The organism is Clostridium sp. DL-VIII, from assembly GCF_000230835.1.
Lineage (GTDB): Bacteria > Bacillota > Clostridia > Clostridiales > Clostridiaceae > Clostridium.
The window spans coordinates 2,347,040-2,369,510 of the sequence record NZ_CM001240.1 but is presented as its reverse complement, the minus strand read 5'-3'; the positions used below and the strand labels follow the sequence as shown (position 1 = coordinate 2,369,510).

At 30.5% G+C, this 22,471-nt stretch carries 21 protein-coding genes and 1 riboswitch; of the genes, 4 read left to right on the top strand and 17 right to left on the bottom strand.

Annotated elements, in window-relative coordinates; all coding sequences use genetic code 11:
* Positions 1-80: 80 nt before the first annotated feature.
* On the top strand, positions 81-1,079 hold the full coding sequence (locus tag CDLVIII_RS10810; protein WP_009169491.1) for a 3-oxoacyl-ACP synthase III family protein: 999 nt from the start codon (positions 81-83) through the stop codon (positions 1,077-1,079).
* A 151-nt stretch (positions 1,080-1,230) separates the two neighbouring features.
* On the opposite strand, the gene amrS is transcribed toward CDLVIII_RS10810, so the two are convergent.
* The 3 genes from amrS to CDLVIII_RS31220 form a co-directional block, all read right to left on the bottom strand.
* Positions 1,231-2,217: an AmmeMemoRadiSam system radical SAM enzyme gene (gene amrS / locus CDLVIII_RS10805; protein ID WP_009169490.1), complete on the bottom strand. Its 987-nt coding sequence runs from the start codon at positions 2,215-2,217 to the stop codon at positions 1,231-1,233.
* A gap of 65 nt (positions 2,218-2,282) precedes the next feature.
* Complete coding sequence (gene amrA, locus CDLVIII_RS10800) at positions 2,283-3,698, bottom strand: AmmeMemoRadiSam system protein A (protein ID WP_009169489.1); 1,416 nt, start codon at positions 3,696-3,698, stop codon at positions 2,283-2,285.
* A 148-nt stretch (positions 3,699-3,846) separates the two neighbouring features.
* Complete coding sequence (locus CDLVIII_RS31220) at positions 3,847-4,002, bottom strand: hypothetical protein (RefSeq protein WP_009169488.1); 156 nt, start codon at positions 4,000-4,002, stop codon at positions 3,847-3,849.
* A 381-nt stretch (positions 4,003-4,383) separates the two neighbouring features.
* Between CDLVIII_RS31220 and CDLVIII_RS10795 the strand changes: the two genes are divergently transcribed.
* Together CDLVIII_RS10795 and CDLVIII_RS10790 are read left to right on the top strand one after the other, a co-directional pair.
* Positions 4,384-6,387, top strand: a complete 2,004-nt coding sequence (locus CDLVIII_RS10795) for a KUP/HAK/KT family potassium transporter (RefSeq protein ID WP_009169486.1) — start codon at positions 4,384-4,386, stop codon at positions 6,385-6,387.
* A gap of 330 nt (positions 6,388-6,717) precedes the next feature.
* Positions 6,718-8,721, top strand: coding sequence for a KUP/HAK/KT family potassium transporter (locus CDLVIII_RS10790; protein WP_009169484.1), 2,004 nt, complete (start codon positions 6,718-6,720; stop codon positions 8,719-8,721).
* 211 nt (positions 8,722-8,932) lie between these two features.
* On the opposite strand, the gene CDLVIII_RS10785 is transcribed toward CDLVIII_RS10790, so the two are convergent.
* The 14 genes from CDLVIII_RS10785 to CDLVIII_RS10720 all read right to left on the bottom strand — a co-directional run bounded on the left by CDLVIII_RS10785 (position 8,933) and on the right by CDLVIII_RS10720 (position 21,595).
* Complete coding sequence (locus CDLVIII_RS10785) at positions 8,933-10,216, bottom strand: C40 family peptidase (RefSeq protein WP_009169483.1); 1,284 nt, start codon at positions 10,214-10,216, stop codon at positions 8,933-8,935.
* Positions 10,217-10,446: 230 nt separating this feature from the next.
* Complete coding sequence (locus CDLVIII_RS10780; protein ID WP_035301733.1) at positions 10,447-11,145, bottom strand: manganese catalase family protein; 699 nt, start codon at positions 11,143-11,145, stop codon at positions 10,447-10,449.
* 190 nt (positions 11,146-11,335) lie between these two features.
* Positions 11,336-11,974, bottom strand: a complete 639-nt coding sequence (locus tag CDLVIII_RS10775) for a hypothetical protein (RefSeq protein WP_009169481.1) — start codon at positions 11,972-11,974, stop codon at positions 11,336-11,338.
* A gap of 107 nt (positions 11,975-12,081) precedes the next feature.
* Positions 12,082-13,194, bottom strand: a complete 1,113-nt coding sequence (gene cbiG, locus CDLVIII_RS10770; protein ID WP_009169480.1) for a cobalt-precorrin 5A hydrolase — start codon at positions 13,192-13,194, stop codon at positions 12,082-12,084.
* Positions 13,187-13,951 carry a precorrin-4 C(11)-methyltransferase gene (gene cobM / locus CDLVIII_RS10765; protein ID WP_009169479.1) on the bottom strand — a complete coding sequence of 255 codons (765 nt, stop codon included), beginning with the start codon at positions 13,949-13,951 and terminating at the stop codon, positions 13,187-13,189. Before cobM ends, cbiG begins: the two co-directional genes overlap by 8 nt.
* A 135-nt stretch (positions 13,952-14,086) precedes the next feature.
* Positions 14,087-14,752 carry a cobalt-factor II C(20)-methyltransferase gene (locus tag CDLVIII_RS10760; RefSeq protein WP_009169478.1) on the bottom strand — a complete coding sequence of 222 codons (666 nt, stop codon included), beginning with the start codon at positions 14,750-14,752 and terminating at the stop codon, positions 14,087-14,089.
* 119 nt (positions 14,753-14,871) lie between these two features.
* Complete coding sequence (gene cbiT / locus CDLVIII_RS10755; RefSeq protein WP_009169477.1) at positions 14,872-15,444, bottom strand: precorrin-6Y C5,15-methyltransferase (decarboxylating) subunit CbiT; 573 nt, start codon at positions 15,442-15,444, stop codon at positions 14,872-14,874.
* 43 nt (positions 15,445-15,487) lie between these two features.
* The gene (cbiE, locus tag CDLVIII_RS10750; protein WP_009169476.1) at positions 15,488-16,090 is read right to left on the bottom strand and encodes a precorrin-6y C5,15-methyltransferase (decarboxylating) subunit CbiE; all 603 of its coding nucleotides are present in this window, start codon (positions 16,088-16,090) and stop codon (positions 15,488-15,490) included.
* A 2-nt stretch (positions 16,091-16,092) separates the two neighbouring features.
* Positions 16,093-17,199 (bottom strand): cobalt-precorrin-5B (C(1))-methyltransferase CbiD, encoded by a 1,107-nt coding sequence (gene cbiD / locus CDLVIII_RS10745; protein ID WP_009169475.1) that lies wholly within the window; start codon positions 17,197-17,199, stop codon positions 16,093-16,095.
* An 18-nt stretch (positions 17,200-17,217) separates the two neighbouring features.
* The gene (locus tag CDLVIII_RS10740; RefSeq protein WP_009169474.1) at positions 17,218-17,841 is read right to left on the bottom strand and encodes a precorrin-8X methylmutase; all 624 of its coding nucleotides are present in this window, start codon (positions 17,839-17,841) and stop codon (positions 17,218-17,220) included.
* A gap of 63 nt (positions 17,842-17,904) precedes the next feature.
* Positions 17,905-19,269: a cobyrinate a,c-diamide synthase gene (locus CDLVIII_RS10735; protein ID WP_009169473.1), complete on the bottom strand. Its 1,365-nt coding sequence runs from the start codon at positions 19,267-19,269 to the stop codon at positions 17,905-17,907.
* A 46-nt stretch (positions 19,270-19,315) separates the two neighbouring features.
* A complete protein-coding gene (locus CDLVIII_RS10730; protein WP_009169472.1) occupies positions 19,316-19,792 on the bottom strand; it encodes a DUF3237 domain-containing protein in 477 nt (158 codons plus the stop codon).
* A gap of 22 nt (positions 19,793-19,814) precedes the next feature.
* Positions 19,815-20,636, bottom strand: a complete 822-nt coding sequence (locus CDLVIII_RS10725) for a sirohydrochlorin cobaltochelatase (RefSeq protein WP_009169471.1) — start codon at positions 20,634-20,636, stop codon at positions 19,815-19,817.
* A 184-nt stretch (positions 20,637-20,820) separates the two neighbouring features.
* Positions 20,821-21,183, bottom strand: a riboswitch (cobalamin riboswitch).
* A gap of 160 nt (positions 21,184-21,343) precedes the next feature.
* A complete protein-coding gene (locus CDLVIII_RS10720; RefSeq protein WP_009169470.1) occupies positions 21,344-21,595 on the bottom strand; it encodes a phage holin family protein in 252 nt (83 codons plus the stop codon).
* Between the two features lie 477 nt (positions 21,596-22,072).
* On the opposite strand from CDLVIII_RS10720, the gene CDLVIII_RS10715 reads away from it, so the two are divergent.
* A complete protein-coding gene (locus tag CDLVIII_RS10715; protein WP_009169469.1) occupies positions 22,073-22,396 on the top strand; it encodes a hypothetical protein in 324 nt (107 codons plus the stop codon).
* Positions 22,397-22,471 lie beyond the last annotated feature (75 nt).

Genomic DNA, 22,471 nt, shown 5'->3' with positions numbered 1-22,471 from the left:
TGTAATCTTTCGCCAATTTTTGTGGTATAATTATCCTTTAATGTATTTTAAAAACTTTTATTGTTAGGGGGCATTATAGGATGAATGTAAAAATAAACAAAATAGAATATTATCATCCAGATACAAAGTATTCAAATGACTATTTCTTAAACCACTTTTCACAGCAAGGCACTGATATCTCAGGGCTACTTAACGTAACAGGACGAAAAAACAGATATATCTCAGATGATTTTCATGAAAATTCATTGACTATGGCTATTGAAGCAGCAAAAAAGGTAGTAAGAAATTCTAATGTCAATATTAACGATATTAATTTAGTGGTCTTCGTTTCCACTACTCCTGAATTTTTATCTCCTACAAATGCTGTAAAAATACATAATGCCTTAGGCTTAAGTAAAAAATCAAATGCATATGATATGAATGGAAATTGCTCAGGTATGATAACTGCAGTAAATCAAGTTAGCAGAGTAATGAAAACTGATTGTAATATACGATATGCCTTAGTTGTGGGATCTGATCAATTAGTAAGGTACTCCAGAAAAAATGAAGCAATAACCTATTCAAATTTTGGAGAATCCGCATGTGCAATTTTACTAGAAAACACAAGCGATACTACCTCAGACTTCATTGATAGTTCTTCTTATGTAGATAGTGCACTATGTGAGTACATAAACTTTCCACCTAGTGGTTTTTCCAAATTTCTTCCTATGGATGAATATGAGGAGAAACATAATCGAATTATTGAATGGATTGACTTTGATACAGATGAGGCTTTTGCTAGCTGTATAGATTCTGTAAATGAAATACTTGCTAGAAATAATTTAAGCAAAAATGATATAAAATTATACTGTTTATCTCAATTTGCGAAGAAAAATATCGAGCTAATTATGCAGGGTCTTGAAGAACCAGCTGAGAAATTCCCTTTTGTAGGGGATAAATTTGGTTATACTGGCGTAACAAGTCCATTTCTTGCTCTATCAGAATCAATATCTCGCAATAAAATTAAACGTGGAGATAATGTCATATTATGGACAGTTGGTGCAGGAGTCGTCGCTTCATGTATTCTTCTTAGATACTAATATTTGAATTAAAATTAATTTATATAATTATCTGTATAAAACCTGTTATGTTTATTAAGTAAAATTAGTCAAATGATAAATTTGGCTAATTTTATTTAAACCTCGAAAATAAAAAGCTCAGTTTAAATTTATAACTTCTAATCTATTATTTCTAAATTATTATGTTTATAATTTCACCACACTTTTCGCATTTATTATCTTTCATGAACACTTTAGTATAATATCCATTTCTCTCAACAAGAAGTTCATTACACTTTGGGCAGTAGGTATTATTATCTACTCCTTGCACATTCCCTATATAAACATATTTTAAGTATTTCTTAGCTTCATCTTGAGCTTCTTTTATAATTTCTACTTTTGTTGCTTCATTTTCCATCTTATATCTTGGAAAATATCTACTTAAATGAAGAGGAATATTTTCATTTACACTGGCTATAAATTCTGCTATCTGCCTAGCTTCTTCTAAGGAGTCATTTTCTTCACTTACAAGTAGGGTTGTTATTTCCACATGGCAATGGTCATTACATCTTTTTATTGTTTCTAGTACTGGTTCTAGCTTTGCACCACAGATATTATTATAGTATCTATTAGTATATCCTTTTAAATCAATATTCATAGCATCAACATATGGAAGTAACTTCATAAGTGGTTCTTCGTTAATATATCCATTAGTCACTACTACAACATTAGTATCAGAATTATTTTCTTTTATATTTTTAGCTGCATCATACATATATTCATACCACATAAACGGCTCGTTATAAGTAAATGCAATTCCAGCATTATTTTCTAACTTTTTAATAATATCAAGCAGCTTTTCTATATTTACGTATTGAGTTTTAGGTTTCCCTTGAGATATTTCATAGTTTTGACAGAAACTACAGGTCATATTACATCCAAAGCTTCCAATAGATAATATTTCTTTTGAAGGTTTATAATGATATAGTGGCTTTTTTTCTATAGGATCAACCGCCATTGAAGTTACTTCACCATAATTTACCGCAACAGGAATATTAGATTTTACTGTTCTTACTCTGCATACTCCAAATTTATTTTCAGCTATAATGCAATTGTGTGGACATATTTTACACCTGATCTTATCTTTTTCCTCTTCATAAAACGGTATTTTAACATCCATAATTTTTCCACCATCCTTAATTAATTCAGTTCCTTCTTTTCTGTTAATTATTATTTATAAAATAATTAGAAATGGTATTCTTCCTTGTATCGTATAACTTCAAATCTTTCTATCTTATACTCCTCATCAAAATCTATATTACCTTTGTCACATGCAATCTCTAATTGTTTCTCTATAGTATCCACACCATCTAAATCTGGAAGTAATAGACCTCTCCTCATACCTGAAGATACAATAACTCCATACTTTTTAGGATCTAAATCTTCTTTGTTACATGTTTCCGAGTCCATAAGTACATCTACAGATATATCTATATCCTCCATTTCCTCTTCAGAAACTGCTGGAAACCTTGGATCATGCATAGCTGCTTCTATAGAATTTCTTATTATTTCTTCTGCTACAGAATTTGTTGTAGGTGCTATTGTTCCTATACATCCTCTGAGATTACCAAATTTTTTTAAAGATACAAAAGCTCCATGTCTCTCCTTTAAAAGCTCTTCTGGTAAATTTGAAGTATTACTTATAATTTTCCCATGAGAGAAATAATAGTTCAAATTTTCTCTAGCAAGCTTAACATAAGGATTACTGTTATCTAATTTCTTTTTAAGATTCTCTTCTTTATGTTTTATTAATTCATTCAAATAGCTTTTATCTGCATTCAGCCTTTTTAGCTTCATTACTCCATATCCTACTCCAAAAGTTCCCTCATAAGATAAGAGTTCTCCTTTTATTTCCTTGCCCTCCATAACTCCAAGAAGTATATAAATAGAATTCAAGACACATTGCCCTGCTTCATTAACCATAGTTTTATTTAAATTAAAAGCTCCAATAACATCACCTTTTTCAAGATCCTCTAATAGTTCACGATCAAACTTTTCTCCATAAGGTGAATAAGAGTATGGACCTTCTTCCTTCAGCTTATGAGATAAGTCTCCACTAGCTATCACCACAATTTTTCTATTTAATTTCTCTGCCACATTCTTTATTTCCATACCAAATTTATATAAATTTATATCTCCTATCATAGAATAAGTAATATGGACTAACTTATAATCCGTATAATACTTATTTACAAAATATAAAGGAATCATAGTTCCATGGTCTAATTCATAATTAACATTATATCTATTTAATAATTTTGTATCTACAAGTACTGACGGAATTCCTTCTAGATGGCATGCTGTCCCAAGCTGCATATTAAATTCCTTATCTATTGCAATATCCATTTTTATATTAGTACACCTAAATTGACTTAAATCTCCAGAGATTCTTTCTTCATCAGATACAGCTATAGCATCACTGAACATTGTAGCATGGGGAGTTATAACTATTATAGTCTCCGGTTTAATATCCGCTATTTCTCTTCCTATTTCATTACATGCTAAAGTTGTTTTCTCAATTTTTTTCTCTTCGCCTCTCCCTATATCAGGTATTATTATTGGTGGATGCGGCATTAAATAAAATCCTGCTATATTTTCCATTCTCTCACCTCTAAAAAACTTAATTCATTAAGGCACAATCAAAAAAATAACAGATCAGTATGCTTGCATATTTGGTCTATCATTTTCTTTCATGTGCCTAAATACATGATAAAACCAATATAATACTATAGTATTATGCTGATGCATATCATTCTAAATCTTTAGCTTTTTCATTGCTTTTAACTTTCTCTAAATAATCTTTTTGATTCACTATATTTTCTTCAAAATTTTCCACAGCATGTTTAGTGAAATTTCCTACACTCATTATATGCTTAAACTTATCTCCTTCATTATTTTGGTTCATAATTAATTCCTCCTCATAAAATACATATTCGTAAAACAAAATCCATTAATCATATTGAATGACTACATATGAATATGCCTAACTATAATTATCGCTTTCAATAATAGTATTACAATATTAAATAATTTTATAATTTATTATTGTTTTCTATTTCTATCTGCTTAAGAATTTTTTCTACAATTCTTAAAGCTTCGAATTTTATTTTTAAATAAACCACAAACATATTTGAATCCTTAAACGGAAATACTAAATTGATTCCACAAATAATAATTTAAACTATTATTAAAATTTTATTAATATTGAAGAAGTGTTTTTCTATAATTAAACATTTTTATCATGCCTAATGTGGGAGCAAACTATAACTATAAAGGAAGGCTTAATATGAAGAAAACTTTAAAACAGAATGATATTAACAAACTCACCCTAAGTGGTATCATCATCGCTCTTGGTGTAGTTTATGGTGATATAGGTACTTCACCTCTTTATGTAATGAGCTCAATTCTCCAGGGTAATGGCGGTCTAAAAAACATATCTGAAAGCTTTATTCTTGGAGTCTTATCTCTTATATTCTGGACTATTACTGCATTAACCACAATAAAATATGTTGCTATAACTTTAAATGCAGATAATAAAGGCGAAGGAGGTATTTTTTCTCTCTTTACCTTAGTTCGTCATCGCGCAAAATGGCTTATTATCCCCGCTATGATCGGCGGTTCTACACTTCTAGCTGATGGAATGTTAACCCCAGCCGTAACTGTAACTTCTGCTATTGAAGGGTTGGATTTGATCCCCAGCTTTAAAACTACTTTAGGTTCTAATGAAAATAGCATCATTATAATTGTAATAGTAATTATAAGTATTCTTTTTTTCATTCAACACTTTGGAACTGATATAATTGGAAAACTGTTTGGTCCTGTTATGCTTATTTGGTTCTTGTGCTTAGCATTATTTGGAATTATAGGACTTTTTCATGATTGGACTTTATTACGTGCCCTTTCCCCATATTACGGATTCAAAATTCTCTTTAGCAAGGAAAATAGACAAGGATTTTTTATTCTCGGGAGTATATTTTTATCAACAACAGGTGCAGAGGCTCTTTACTCTGATCTTGGGCATGTTGGAAAAAATAATATCTATGGTTCTTGGCCTTTTGTTAAAGTATGCTTATTATTAAATTATTTTGGTCAAGGTTCCTGGATACTATCAGCTAGGAAAAGAACTGAATTTCTTAACGCAGATAATTTGAATCCTTTTTTTCAATTAATTCCACATTATTTTTTGCTCTTCGGCATAATAATTTCTACCCTTGCAGCAATTATTGCTTCACAGGCCTTAATTTCGGGTTCTTTTACTCTTGTTTCTGAAGCAATTAAATTAAATTTATTTCCTAGATTGCATACTATGTATCCATCTAAGTCTAAGGGACAGCTTTATATGCCTTCTGTTAACAAGATATTATGGATTGTCTGCATTGGAATAGTTCTTTATTTTAAAAGCTCTACACGAATGGAAGCAGCTTATGGACTTTCAATTACTGTTACAATGATCATGACAACCATTCTTTTATTTAATTATTTATTAAAGAAAAAGGTTCCTTTTCTCTTTGCATTATCTATACTTATCATATTTGGTATAATTGAAACCTCGTTCTTCTTAGCCAACATTGTCAAATTCATGCATGGTGGATTTATAGCAGCCTTAATAGCTTTAGCCATTCTATCTATTATGTATATTTGGATTAAAGGTTATTATATTAAAATTAGTTTATTAGAATATGTGCCAATTGAAGATTATAAAGAACAGTTACATATGTTACGTCAGGATAACGATCGTCCCAAATATACAACAAACCTTGTATGTTTAACTAGTAGCAGCAAACCTAAAGAAATTGAAAGAAAAATATTGTATTCCATCTTAGATAGAAAGCCTAAAAAAGCTGATGTTTACTGGTTTGTTAATATTATCGTTACTGATGAACCCTACATTGCGGAATATTCCGTAGATACTTTTGGAACATCATATATCGTCAAAGTCCAAATAAAACTTGGTTTTCGGGTAGAACAAAAACTAAATGTTTTTTTACGTCAAATTTCAGTGGAGTTAGTTGAAAGTGGAGAAGTACAAATTCAATCCAGAAACTATACTACAATCCCTGAACGAAAGCTTGGAGATTTTCGTTTCCTTCTAATTCAAGAACGGCTTTCATACGGATCAAAATTAAACTTTTGGGATGAATATATACTTAAAGCTAAATTATTTATAAAGAGATATACAGTTACCCCTGAAAGATGGTTTGGACTTGAAACTAGTGAAGTTGATGTTGAAAATGTTCCTTTTTTTGTAGGAATAGATGATAGCATAAAATTAAAAAGGACCTCAAAATAATAAATGTTTTTGACTGGTTATTTACATATAAATATTTAGATAATAGGAGCCATACATAGTAAAATGAAGAATCCTTCTGTGTATGGTTCCTATTCTCAGAAATTCTATAATAATTCCTCTTATCTTCATGATAAAGACAATTTGACTTGTTTTTCTAAAAGTTATATCATAGATATTATTTTAGAAGTAACTTATGATATAACTTTTAAGTCGCTCCCATCGATTTTATAACTATAGAAATTATTACTAAATAAAGTTTTAAAAATCACAAAAATTCGTAAAATAATCAAAATTCATAATACTATGTATATAGAAAAGGAAGATTTTAAAATGAGATTAAATATAAAACAAAATACTGTTCAAAAACTTTCCTTAGCAGGTATTACTGTTGCACTCGGCGTAGTTTATGGCGATATTGGAACTTCACCACTATATGTAATGAAATCAGTTATTGATAGTAATGGTGGCTTACCAAATATATCTGAAAACTTTATATTAGGAGTCTTATCTCTAGTTTTTTGGACAATCACTATTTTAACTTCAATAAAATATGTTTCAATCACATTAAATGCAGATAATAAAGGTGAAGGAGGAATCTTTTCTCTTTTTACCTTAGTACGAAATCAAGGAAAATGGCTTCTTATTCCAGCGATGCTTGGTGGATCAGCATTGCTTGCTGATGGTATGTTAACTCCAGCTGTAACTGTTACATCAGCAATTGAAGGATTAAATCTTATTCCAAGTTTTAATCACATTTTTGGAAATAACCAAAATGATGTTGTCGTAATTGTAATAGCAATCATAAGTGCTTTATTCTTTATTCAACATTTTGGAACTGATTTTATTGGTAAATTGTTTGGTCCAGTTATGCTTATTTGGTTTACCTCATTAGCCATATTCGGAATACTAGGGCTTTCTCATGATTGGACATTGCTACGTGCACTTTCTCCATATTATGGAATCAAAATACTTTTAAGTCCTGAGAATAAAGCAGGCTTCTTTATTCTCGGTAGTGTATTCTTAGCAACAACAGGTGCTGAAGCTCTTTATTCAGATCTTGGACATGTTGGTAAGAAAAATATTTATGGTTCCTGGCCTTTTGTTAAAATATGCTTATTGTTAAATTATTTTGGACAAGGTGCTTGGCTTTTATGGGCTAAAAAGAACCCTGAGATTATGAGAATTGAAGACTTAAATCCATTTTTTCAAATGATTCCAAGAAGCTTTTTGATTTATGGTATAATAATTTCTACACTTGCAGCAATTATAGCATCTCAGGCATTAATTTCAGGATCATTTACACTTGTGTCTGAAGCAATTAAATTGAATTTATTTCCTAGATTACATACTATGTATCCATCAAAATCTAAAGGACAACTCTATTTACCTGCAGTTAATAAATTTTTATGGATTGTTTGTATTGGTATAGTTCTTTATTTTAAAAGCTCTGCACATATGGAAGCTGCTTATGGCTTAGCAATTACAGTAACAATGCTTATGACAACTATTCTCTTATTCAATTATTTACTAAAGAAGAAAACTCCACTTATTATCGCACTTTTTGTACTTATCTTCTTCGGTATGCTTGAATTTTCATTCTTCATAGCAAATGTAGTTAAATTTATGCATGGTGGATTTATAACCGTTTTAATTGCTTTCGTTATTTTATCTATAATGTATATCTGGATTAAAGGATATCACATAAAAATGCGTTTAATTGAAAATGTTCCAATTAAAAATTATAAAAAAACATTAAATCAACTACGTCAAGATACTGACCGCCCTAAATATACAACAAATCTTGTATATTTAACCAGCTGTCATAAAGAAAGTCAGATTGAAAGAAAAACAATGTATTCTATCTTAGATAAGAGGCCTAAAAGAGCTGATGTTTACTGGTTTGTTAACATTGTAGTTACTGATGAACCTTATGGAGCAGAATATACTGTAGACACATTTGGAACTTCTTATTTAGTCAAGGTCCAAATAAAACTCGGCTTCAGAGTTGAACAAAAATTAAATGTTTTTTTACGTCAAATTTCAACCGAATTAGTTGAGAGTGGAGAAATACAAATTCAGTCTAGAAATTATACTACTATGCCTGATAGAAAAGTTGGTGATTTCCGTTTTACCATAATTCAAGAGCATCTTTCTTATGAGTCAAGCTTAAATCTCTGGGATGAGTTAATACTTAAAGCTAAACTTTTTATAAAAAGATATACAGTTTCTCCAGCAAAATGGTTTGGACTCGAGACTAGCGATGTAGATATTGAAAATGTACCTTTATTTGTAGGTAAACATAATTATGTAATTTTAAAAAGAATAGAAAAATAATTTCTAACTATAAAAATGACTGGCCACAATCATGTGACCAGTCATTTTTATATTTTACTAATTTTCATTGGAATTAATTCTATTCTTAATAGTCATATAATCTATTCCATTTTTATAGGCATTTACAAAGTAATTATTAATTTTCCTATATGCCTTGATATTAGATAAACTATATCATTCAGATATTAATCATTGTTGATTATTCATAATATTAAAGTATTCTACGCGCTGCGTAAAAACTGAATACTGGACCTACTTTAACTACATCACCTGTTTGAGGCGCATGAATCATTTGTCCATTTCCAACATAGATACCAACATGGCCTGTATGTGGAAATACTAAGTCTCCCGGTTGTAACTGATCCTCACTTACAGGTTGTCCAACATTTATTTGTGTATATGTTGTTCTTGTTATATCTATTCCTGCAGCATGCTCATAAACATATTGTGTGAATCCTGAGCAATCAAATGTACTTGGTCCTGTTGCACCCCATACATAAGACGCGCCTAAATGTTTATATGCTTCATTTAAAATTGCCTGAGCCTTTCCTGCTGATGGTGCTGCCACCGATGAACTAGACTTTTGAGCCGTTGATTTTTGGCTATTTGATTTTGCGCTATTTAATTTTGCAGCAGCAGCTGCTTGTGCGGCTGCCTGTGCTTCTTCACTCTTCTTCTTAGCAGCTGCTGTTTTTCCTTTTTGTATTTCATCATTGATTTCTTTAGTAACAATTGGACTCTTAATTTGACTATTCCTCATACTAGTCAATTGGTCAACTGCTGCCTGAATATCTGCTGATGAACTATTAGAATTATCTATTACATCAAATTGATACTTTACCGCATCTCTTTCTAATTGCGATAAATATTGAGAATCAAATTTATCCTTTTCTTCTTTAGCCTGAGTTGCTAATTCCTGTTCAGATTTCTTCTTTTCTGTTAATTGATTTAAATTATCCTGCACTTCATCATTAAGTTTATTTATCTGAGCTTTCTTATCGTCTAAAGATTTTACCTTTTCATTTAGTTCATTTCTCTTATTATCTATATTTTCTATGTATGACTTGTCCTTTCCAACTAGAGTTGTAATAGCTTGCACTCTTGTAAAAAGGTCACTTGTTGAATCAGAGTTAAGTACAAAATTCAAATAGTTAAATTCTAAATTACCTGAATTATACATTCCTTTAAGTCTTTGCCCTAAAGCTAAATCCAAATCATTAATATCTTTCTTACACTGTTCAATATCCTTTTTAGTGTTTTCAGTAGATATATTGATATTCTGTATTTCTGTTTTATTTTTATCAACAGTTGCTTGAAGCGTTTCCATTTGCGCGTCTAAGTCATAAATTTGATTTTCAATATCCTTAATCTTATTTTCGATTTCAGCATATTTTTGCCTTGATGCATCTAACTGTTCATTGCTCGGTGCTGCAAATACTGGTACAGAACTAACCATTACAGCTACTAACATAAGTGCTAAAATTCTACTTTTCATATTTTTTCGGTTTTTGCAAACCTTTCCCCCTTTATCTTCCCCTAATATAACATAATTATAGCACTTTTACTAAATACCAACAATCCTCATATATGTTAAGCTCCTATATTTTTACACCTATATTTATAAAATTCATCCATTCTTTTCAATTTCCCTGCAAATGATAAAAGAGACATATTTAAATAAATAAATAAGCACCTGTAAACTTACAGATGCTATTTTTAAATAAATTACTTATGTACTAATACTCTATCATTTTCCTTATTAGGAGATTCAAAGCTTGCTGGAGTTGGGCTTGGTGACTTATGTGAAGGTCCAGGTGTAGACAAATCAAAATAAAGCTTAGAATCGTTTGTAACACCAAAATCTTTATTTGAACCGGTATTTTGCACTTTATTTAACGCTTCTCTAAATAATGCATTATGTGCTTCTTCTCTATTAAGTAGAAAATCGATTGTTGCTCTTACTTCTTTATCTTGAATTTGGCGGTATAAATATTCATATACAACCTTAGCTCTCTGCTCCGAAGCTATATTTGATAACAAATCTGCAACTAAATCACCAGTAACAGTCACATAATTAGCTGTCCATGGTTCTCCTGATGAATTAATTAATACAGGTGATAATCCTGCTAATACATGAGTTTCAATTTCACCATTTTCGACTTTTCTGTTATCAACTTCATGTCCATTTAACAAATTAATTGTTTGCGCTACCATTTCCATATGGCTAAGTTCTTCTGCACCAATATCTAGAAATAAGTCCTTTATTTCGGGATCCTTTACTCTAAAACTTTGAGAAATATATTGCATTGCTGCCTTAAGCTCTCCATTGCCTCCACCTAATTGCTCCTGCATTAATACAGCATACTGTGGATTTATTCTTTCTACTTTTACATCTCTTAATAATTGTTTTTTATGTTCAAACATAAATAGCACCTCCCTAAATAATATAATTTCTACTTTTGTAGTATTTGATTCTTTATGATTAATATTCATATAAAATAAAAATCCTCAACAATGATAATTAACATTGTGAGGATATATTCTTGTAGTACATTTTTAATATTTAATTTTTTAAACTTAAATAAGATCACTAAACCAGAAATTACTGATAAGTTTAATCTTGCTCTATGAAATTGCAGAAAAACGCATATTGTTTATATAATTCTTTTTTATACCATTCTGTTTTTATTATACTTAAATATGCATCTATAACTTTTTTAACTTGATTTTCTTTTGTGACCTGCAATATTAACGCCAAAATAAAAAACAATATAATCCCTAATATTGACATATACCTAGCTGTTTCAGACAGTTTAAAGACACATAATATTATTGCACCAATAACCCCTACAAATATTGATGCATAAGTAGTATTATCTATATGCCTCTTAGTTCTCACTATATTTTCCTTTAATTTATCAACTGAATTTACATCTTTTAAAAACAAATCAAGCTTGTCCTTATAAAATTCCATAAACCTTGATAATATTAAATTATATACTTCAACATTTTTCACTTCTTGAATCCTCATGCACATCACTAATGGATATGGATATTCAGTTATGCTGTCATACACATATTCATCTCTCTTTTCTAAACTAGGAATCTTCACATTTAATTCTTTCTTCTCATTAACCACTAATTCATAATTATCATTTATTAAGCTTATAAAATCATCTTTAATTATTTCTAGTGCCTTTTCCATTGAATTATTTCCTGTGTTCATCCTACTTAGCAAATCTAAAATGGTCATAAATTCCTTCCCCCTAAAATTATGAATATATTAACTAAATTTATATTAAGTATACTCACATTATAGCACATCTTTTCTTATTCAGTCATATTCTGACTAAAAATCCATTACGTAATTATAGAGCCTTCTAATACCCCTATAGCTAAGGTCATTCCATTATGCTTTATCTTACTTATAATAACCTTAGCTCCTGCAAGCTCCACACATGGCTCACAAACTCCTGTCACTCCAAGAGTCTTAAATACAAATTCACTTTTATCGTAATTATCCTCTACAGTTTTTATCTTTTCTCTATTGAAAGTTTTAAAAGGGCAGTTTAATTTTTGTGCTAATTTAACAATTCCTTCTTCATTTGCTTTTATATCTATTGAAGCTATCGCTGCAACCGCCTTTACATCTAAATTAAAGTCAATTAAACTACTACAAATAAATTTATTTAATTCGTTATACGGTGTACCTTTTTTACAGCCAATTCCAAGTACCAAATCTCTTTTTATAAGTCTTAATACCTTAGAATAATTCACCTCTTTAGCTGAAATGTCTTGTAAATTATGAGTTATCCAGATACAATCCTCTCTTAACTTTTCTACTTTTTCATACCCATCATTAAACTTAACACAGTTATAATCATCTTTTACTCCAATTACATTTTTATCAACAAGTAATGATGATATATATTTCGCTTTTTTCAAATCTTCTATTATCAAATTATTTTCTTTTGCTATTATATCTGGTGCAGTTAAACCAATATTATCACTTGCTGTAGTTATAATTGGCATAGAATTTAGAATTTCACTTACTTTAAGAGTAAGTTCATTCCCTCCACCAATATGACCGCTTAAAATATTTATCGCATACTTCCCAGATAAATCTACTACAACAACCCCTGGGTCCTCAGCCTTCCCCTTCAAAAAAGGTGCAATTGCTCTTACTGCAATTCCTGTTGAGGATATGAAAATAATTCCTTCTGAATTACTCATAGCTTCCTTTGTAACATTACTTAACTTAAAATCCTCGCCATATATATACGTGTTCTTCCTATTATCATCTGTTTTATTCTTAATCTCTGATTCAAAGTTACTGCTGTGCCTTAGTAAATCATTATTTTTCTCTTTTATATAAAGTCTTGCATTTAAGTTTTCTTGAAGCTTTAATGCTATTTTCTTTCCACTTGGAGACGGGCAAATTATGCTTATATTAAAAGCTTTTTCTTCATTCATTATCTGAAGTCTCAGCTTCCCTAAACATATGTGAAAAACTCTTATCATATAGCAAACTTTTCTCAAATTCACTATCAATAAAATCTCCAACCAATATTTGAGCACACTTTGTAATATTATTTTCTTTAACCTTATCCGCTATATCATCTAGATGACCCATTATTATTCTTTCATCAGGCCATGTTGCTCTCTCAACTACGGCTATAGGCACATTCTTCTTATATCCATTTTTTAATTTTTCAACAACCTTGTCGATCATTGATATAGATAAGAAAATCGCCATTGATGCTCCAATAGACGCTAATTTTTCAAGATCTTCATTGGATGGGACAGGCGTTCTGCCTTCAACCCTTGTTAAAATAACAGTTTGAGATACTCCCGGCAAAGTAAATTCTCTATTTATTGCAGCTGCTGCTCCTGTAAATGAACTAACACCTGGCACAACTTCATAAGGTATGCTTACTCTGTCAAGCTCAACCATCTGCTCCCTTATAGCTCCATAAATTGATGGATCTCCTGTATGTAACCTGACAACTAATTTTCCCATTTGCTCTTCCATTGTCATTATTTCCATTACATCTTCTAATGTCATATTTGCAGAATTATAAATTTGCGCATCTGGCCTACAGTATTCTAAATGCTCCTTAGATACCAATGAACCTGCATAAACTACAACATCTGCTCTTTCTAATAAATCACGTCCTCTAACAGTTATTAAGTCCACTGCTCCAGGACCTGCACCTATAAAATAAATCATTTTTCCAACTCCCCTTCTTCTTTCAGTTTACAATGCACAGTTTACAGTTATTGATGAAATTGCTCCGCAATTTCTAAAATATATTTTAAAGAATCTCCAAAAGATTTTCCCGTAAACTGTTAATTGAGCATTGTTTTAGTCTCTGTTTGCTATAATTAACGACATATAGTCTCTAAGTTTCAGTATTTCCTCCCTGTCCGTTAGAACAGTTTCCCCTTCTCTTCCTACTCTGCTTGCATAAACATAATCAAAGCCCTTTTCTTCTAAAATGTCCAGTACTTCTTCTTCATGCTTATATACTTTCATTATTACAACATATTTTTCATCTGTTATTTCTTTCACTTTTGCAGCCGGCATAACTACTAAGCGTTCATTTCCAACTACTAAAGTCCTGTTTACTAAACTTGCTGCTGCGCAAAAAGATGTTATCCCCGGAATTGTCTGAACTTCAAAACCACAATCTCTAACATGCTTCAACATATGACTATATGTGCTATAAACATAAGGATCTCCAATTGTTAAGAATGCAACATTTTTTCCTTCTCTAAGCCTTGCTTCTATAAATTCATAGGCTTCTAATGCTTTTATTACTCTATCTTTTTTTCCCATTGGAAAATGTTTTATAACTACTTCTGTACCTGATTTTATATATTCCTTAGCTGTCTCAAGTGCAATACTTTCTCCATCTTCTTCTGCTGAAGGTGCAACCACAACCTGACACTTTTCAAGTGCTTTAACCGCTTTCACTGTTAGAAGTTCTGCATCTCCAGGTCCTACACCTATCCCATATAATATCGCCATTAATTTAATTCCTCTCTTCCTAAGTAACCATTCTATGTCTATTTATATTTTATTAAATAATTATTAGTTACCGTTACTCAAATCATATAAATTACAGTTATGTTTCTAAGCATTGTACTTTAATTTCTTATACATTGAATTATATATATTGGATTATGCGCAATCATCATCAAAGTATTTTCACGATTTTTACTTATATTAACTAGTGAAACTTCAAACTTATAATTTAAGTTCTTTATGACTTCAATTGCTCTATATGCATTATCCAAAGTGATAAAATTCATAACTATCGTCCCACTCTTTTTTAAAACAGCATTTGCTTTAAGTAATATCTCCTCCAAATGCCCTCCATTTCCACCAATGAATATGGAATCAAATTTCAAGTCTTCGTAAATTAATGAATCTAATACTTTCTCTGCTTCACTTTTCATAATCTTGATATTATTACATTGAAACTTTTCAACGTTACTCTGCGTGACTTTATAAGCCTCTTCATCTTTTTCTATTGCAAGAACTTTACCATTTTTTGCGACTTTAGCCGCTTGAACCGTAATGCTCCCAGTCCCACTCCCTACATCTAGAACTAAAGAATCATCTCTTATGTTCAATTTTGCAATTGAAAGTATTCTTACCTCTTCTTTTGTCATTGGACATTTCCCTCTAATAAATTCTTCATCCTTTATAAAAGACATGAAGCCACCTCCTTTAATTTACAAACTTATAAACTAACTTTCTCTACCCTCTATTAACAATGAAAATACTTAATGCACTATAATCTTTATTTAAAAATTCTATTGGATTCCCTTCATTTATTCTCTCATCCTCATAGGATAAATTTTCTCCAATAATAACTTTACATTTTACTTCTGCCTCAGATAAAATTTTGCATAATACAGTCGGGTTATTTTCTTTATCTGTAAGCCAAATACTTAATTTATGCTTTTTAACAATATTTAAAAACTCTTGTTTTCTTCCATGAAGACTTCCTAAATATGCCTCATTCCATGGCATATTCAATTTGCAGGTTAAATATTGAAAAGAGCTTATTCCCGGTATTACCTCAATTTTAGAATGATATTTTCCTTTTATATAATTAGTTATTCCATAAAAAGTTGGATCTCCTGATGCAACAATTGAAACACTATTATATTTTTCACTAAATATAACCTCATCAATATCACTTAATTTACTTATGTATAATTTATCATTATTTATAAATTCTAAAGAATCTATTGCTCTTTTGAACCCTATTATAATATCAGATTCATTCATTATTTCAAGTGCCTTAGGCATAATATAATCTTTATGTCCAGGTCCAAGACCTACAATATAAACCATTTTTACACTATCCCTCCTGATTTCCAAAGAAGGACTGGATTTACTGCTCCATAATACATAACCGCTTCAACCTTCAGTTGACCATAAACATATTCACTCATTTTTTGAACTATTTTATTACCGATATTTTCATAAAGCTTATCATATCCTTTTCCAAGCATCTTTACTGCCCCCTCACAGGTCTTCTCTTCCAGTACCTTTTGAACAAGGGAAATATCATATCCAAGAAGGGCAAGCTCTAGGGCAATTACTTCAAGCCTTACTCCATTTACCTTACTATGAGTATTAAAACATCCGTAGGCTATTTTGGTCATCTTTCCTATATGTCCAACCATAACGATGGATTTAACATTAGCTAAAACACAACTTTCTAATGCATATCCTATAAAATTTGAACAGCTGACAATTTCTTCTTCTTTAAAACCAAGGCTCCTACAATAATTATCGCCTAAATTTCCAAAAGTTAATACCAGTCTTTCATTATTTAATGCTTTTTGCTTAATTTCTAAATTTATTGATGCTTTAAGGGCTTCTTCTGACATTGGGTATACTATTCCTGTTGTACCAAGAATCGAAATTCCTCCTTCAATGCCAAGTCTTGGATTAAAAGTTTTTTTAGCTACTTCTGCTCCCTGTGGTACTGAAATTGTAACTTCAACTCTCTCTCCTTCTGGCAAAACCTTCATAACTTCCTCTTTTATCATGACCCTTGGCACTGGATTAATCGCAGGTTCTCCCTTTGGTATAAATAGTCCATCTTTGGTCACAATCCCAACCCCTATTCCTCCTTTAAGAATAACCGCATCTTCTTCCATCTCATAATCAATCTTTCTAACCTTTGCCTTTATATCAATTCCATGAGTATTGTCTGGATCATCTCCGCCATCTTTAACAATAGTACATTCCACATAGTCATCTTTTTTTACTATATCTTTTATAGGCATTTGTATATTGATTCCTTTTGAAGACATAATTTCAATTTCTTTCAGCATATCCGCCTTATTAAATAATATCATAGCTGCAGCCTTCGCAGCCCCTGCACTGCAAGAACCTGTTGTATATCCGCATCTCAATCTCTGTCCGTTAGTTTCAACATACATTTCAAACATAGAGACCACCCCCACTAATTATCTTTCAACTACCATATACATTAAAGCATTAATTATCGCTGCCGCAACAGTACTTCCGCCTTTTCTTCCTTTGACTCTTATGTATGGAATATTAAGTTCATCCATATTTTCTTTGCTTTCTGCAGCTCCAACAAATCCTACTGGAACTGCTATTATTAATTTTGGATTTGCTTTTCCTTCTTTAATTAATTCCTTTAATCTGAAAAGTGCAGTTGGTGCATTGCCAAAAACAAAAATGTCAACATCATCACTACATGCTTTTTCAACTGCTGCCATACTTCTAGTTATGTTCTTTTCCTTAGCTTCCTTATGTACGACTTCTTCATTAACATAGCAAATTACTTCACTATTTGTTTTATCTAAAGCCATTTTATTAATTCCGTTTAAAGCCATATTGGTATCAGTATAGATTTTAGCACCTTTTCTAAAAATATTTTTTGCAGTTTCAATTGCAGTCTCACTTATTTCCACCAAATCTTTATATTCAAAATCAGCCGTAGTATGAATGGTTCTCTTAACGATAAGTAATTCTTCATCTGTAAATGAATGAGGTCCCATTTCCTTACCTATAATCTCAAAACTCTTTTCTTCAATGCCCATAGGATTTTTTAAATAATCCATAAAATGCCCTCCCTACATGCAAATTTTATATAGTTGTAATAAAAATATTTTTTTACTGCTTTACTATCTTAATCCAGAGATTATCTCCTTAAATAATTCTTTATTTCCCAGGAAATTTATATGAGCATATCCTGCTAATGTATTTTTCTTAAAATACCCACATTTCCATTTAATAATCTCTCCGTTATATAATGTCTTTTCTACTTCATATACGTTTTCCATATTTATGTCTACTTGTGATTTATGAAATTCATGAGCATTTACTTCAAGACTCATACTTTCATCTAATTCTCTATTAAAACATTTTTTATCTATTTTTATTTTACAATAACCAAAGTTCTGAAGCTTATTTGTCATAGTGCTTTCTCCATCAAAAAAACCTACCATTTGTGCTCCATCTATTGATCTTGTTAAATACATAAGACCGCCGCACTCTGCATAACATCTCAATCCATTTTCTAAAGCTTTTTTTATACTATTTCGCATAGAATAATTTTCTTCTAACTCCTTCTTAAATACTTCTGGATATCCTCCTCCTATATATAAGAAATCCAAGTCAGACGGTAAAGTTTTATCATTAATTGGACTAAAATAAATTACATCTCCAAAGTTTTCTAATAGCTCAAAGTTATCTTTATAATAAAAGCTAAATGCTTTATCTAATGCAACTCCAATTCTTAACCTTTTAATTGTCCTATTTTCTAAATTACTCTTACAGTTAAGTTTTCTGATTGGATTAACTAAATCTTCTCCTTTAAACTCTCCCATTTCATTTATAATAGCATCTACATCTACATACTTTTCAATTAATTCCTCGCATATATTCAATTTTTCATGAAGATTGAGTATTTCCATGCTCTGAACTAATCCTAAATGCCTGCTGCTAAGAGCTATATCCTTATTTTTAGGCATATATCCAAAAACTTTAACATTGCAATTTTCTTCTATTGCATACTTTAGCAAATTATAGTATTTATCACTGACAGAATTTAATACTATCCCTGCAATATTGGCATTTCTATAATTTTTAAAACCATTAATTTCAGCACATATGCTAGCACTTTGTCCCTTAGGCGACAATACTAGGATAATTGGCATATTTCCCAGAACTTTTGACACTTCATAAGTTGAAGCTTTTTCACTTACCCCGACTCCATCGTATAATCCCATTACGCCTTCAATTACACCCATCTCTCCATTTCCCTTGAGATAGCTCTCTATTATTCCATCCTCGCCCATTAGAAATGCATCAAGATTTCTTGAAGCTTTTCCTGTTACCTCTTTATGAAAAGCTGGATCTATGTAATCTGGACCAACCTTATAACCTTGAACATCTATATTTCTGCTTTTAAGTGCCTTCATAAGACCAAGAGTAAAAGTAGTTTTTCCTCCGCCACTACAATTTGATGATATTATTATGGATTTCATAATGTTTTCCTTTCTAAGCTTTTTTATTTATAAGCTTATATTAAAATTACAAAACTTTATAAAACTTCAATAAAACATTTTCTGGTAATCTAGTAGCATAACATACAAATATATTATCCATCATCCATTTATATTTTTCATCGTATGTTTCAAAAGTTGGTATTGTACGAAAATAATATACACTAGGATCAACAAATTTTCCTGTCTTAACAGCTTCAACGTATTCAGGTGGAACTGTACGCATTCCATTGTTTTCAATATAAATTGCTGCACCATCTTCTAATTTAATTGCATATCTTGCTGAAAGTTCACACTTTCCATCTGGTCTAATAATTTGGCTATCGATGCCTCCAGGTAGAACTTCTCCATTAAATCCTTCACCTTTTACTTCACCAGATAATATTGGTATAAGCTGACGTCTTCCGACAACATCATCTTGACCTACTAGAATAGGTTTATCTACTACTATTGATATACTAAATACCTCTTCACTTTCCATTTCTTTTATATTTACATTCTCCATTGTAATTAACACCCCTTTTCATTTATAATTTCTTTGTTCTTCCTGCATTTAAATATCTTCCTTCAATTGAATCATAAATCCTATTTATATATAATCCGTCGAATTTATCTATTTCACCAAGGCCATGCATATGAAGTTTAACCTCAATTCCTTCCTTTTGAAGTATGCTCTTTAATGAATCATCTTCATCCGATGCCATATCATTTTTAGCATGATCCCCTGCAACAAGTAAAAGCGGAACTAGCTTAGTTTTTGTTATCCCCTTACTTTTTAACTTTTTTAATACATTCTTTACTGTTGGATAACCTTCTACAGTTGCTACAAATACATTTTCATAATCTTCATCAATTAAAACAGTTTGAAGCATTCCATAAACTGCATTAGAAGGATGCTCCGTACCATGTCCAAATAATATTACACTTTCTTCGCCCTCTAATACCTCTTTGATGCTCTCAATAAACAAAGAATAATCCTCTGGAAGTCCGTTCATTCCCTGATAGAAAAATATAGGTCGTCCAAGCCTAATAGTTTGAAAATTATCTTTTACCTTTTCAACAATACCTTTTATATAATCAAATTCTTCACCTGGAATTATATGTAATGGTTGAACTATAACTTCTTCAAATCCCTTACTTTTAAGTTCGTATAAAGCTTCTTCTGGCGTTAATATATCTAAATTATCTCTTTCCTTTAACTTTTTTATTATAAAATGAGCCGTAAATGCTCTAAAGACTTCATATTCCTTAAACTCATTTCTAATTTTATCTTCTATTTTTTCAATTGACTTTTTAAGTGCATCCAAATGACTAGTTCCGAAACTAACCACTAAAATAGCTTTTTTCATTGCTGCATTCCTCCATAACTATTTTTATAACCAATTACGTAATTTCATAATCTTATTATAAAATTTCCAAAATAAAAAAACCTCATTACCGTTTTGATAAAGAGATTCACATAACAAACTATAAGAATTTGCAATTTTTAAAGCAGCATTCTAACATTTGTCATTTCCTCTCCCTCCGAAAGGCAGACTAAAATTACTTTTAGGCAGGTCTCCTGACTTTGGCCTCATCCCAAAGCACATGTAAGAAAATAACAACTTCAAAATGCTATTGTATATTTTTATAAGACAAGGAATTACAATCACTTCATAATTAGTCTATCAGACAGCTATCAAGATTATGAATACCTGAAAATATAATACTATATTGATCTGTTGTTATAAATAAAATGTGCTAAAATCTTTTCCTTCCCAAGAATACTATAGCTTCTCAGTGGATACTCTAAGATTGGTCTTCCATTACAGTAGCGGGGGCTGTAGTAGATTTTCACCACTTTCCCTTTTAATCATACAAGTATAACTTATACAAACCTAAAACTATTTATATCATGCTATAAATTATATAAGAGTATAGTACTTTATTCAACATAAAAAAGGTTTATCACTAATTTTATTTGCAATAAACCCATTACTCAGCTGAAAATTATATTTATATATTCTGCAATTAGCTAGAATAAATTTCAATTTGCCTTCTAGCTATACTAGCTTTTTCATTCAATTTTACCAGTTTGTTTGATTAATTGATTTGTGTAAACTGCTGCTCCTGTTACCAGTACTCCCTGAACTATGGAATCTACACTAAAACCCATAATTCCAATTGTCCCTGCAATTCCGAGTATTAGCAATATAACAGGAATATATTTATCTTTTATCTTTTCAGTATTTTTTATTATCATTCCTATTATGTATAGAGCAGGAATCAAAACTAGAGCATGCTGTGTTATATATTTGGTAAAATCCATTTATTTTCCCCCTTTAAAAAATATAATAAAAAGTGAAAGTTCAAGTAGAGCCCTAACAAAATTATTTTAAAAGCGATATTTATAAATCAATACGGCTTTTTCCATGCAATTACTTTTTAGCTGCTTAAACTTTCACATGTACAAATTAATCTAGTTTGTTTACTTAAATTTAATCAATAATTCTTTTATTTTTCTTAATTACTAGTTCATATGAACTTTTTACCATTTATTCTTTGTTTTAATATATTATATGCTTTATGTAAAGTTTTGTTTCTAGAATTTATGCATTAAATTAAAATTTATTTTCATAAATAAATTTATGTATAATTTTCTTCATGGCATTTACACTATTCTATTAGTTATACAATTTTCATGGTTTATAGCTAAAATTCAAAATACAATTTACATTCGCCATTATTGCTGTATAATTTAAAATGAAAAGCTAAATATAATATAACTTAAAGAAGGAGAAAAATTATGTCTGTATATATGATTACATATTTTATAAGCGATACTCACGGACATAGCCATGATCACGATGAAAACTGTGGCTGCAATGAAGAACATTCTCATGAACATGTTCATGGAGATGTTAATATAGTAGGTAAAATAAAATCCTTAGGTACGTGGGCTCAATTCCTGCCAGAAGGCTTTTTTGTAAAAACTGATTCTTCTGCTGAAGAAATATTTACAGAAGTTAGCTCAGTAGCCAATAAAGGAGATATTATTTTTGTAACAAAAGTAGATGCTAAGACTTCAGCATGTGCAAATCCTGCTGTTTTAGAATGGCTTGAAGATTAATCTTCATTAAGACAAAAAGAGAGCAAAACACTTTGTATGCTCTCTTTTTTATTGATGCAAAATCAAAAAATAACA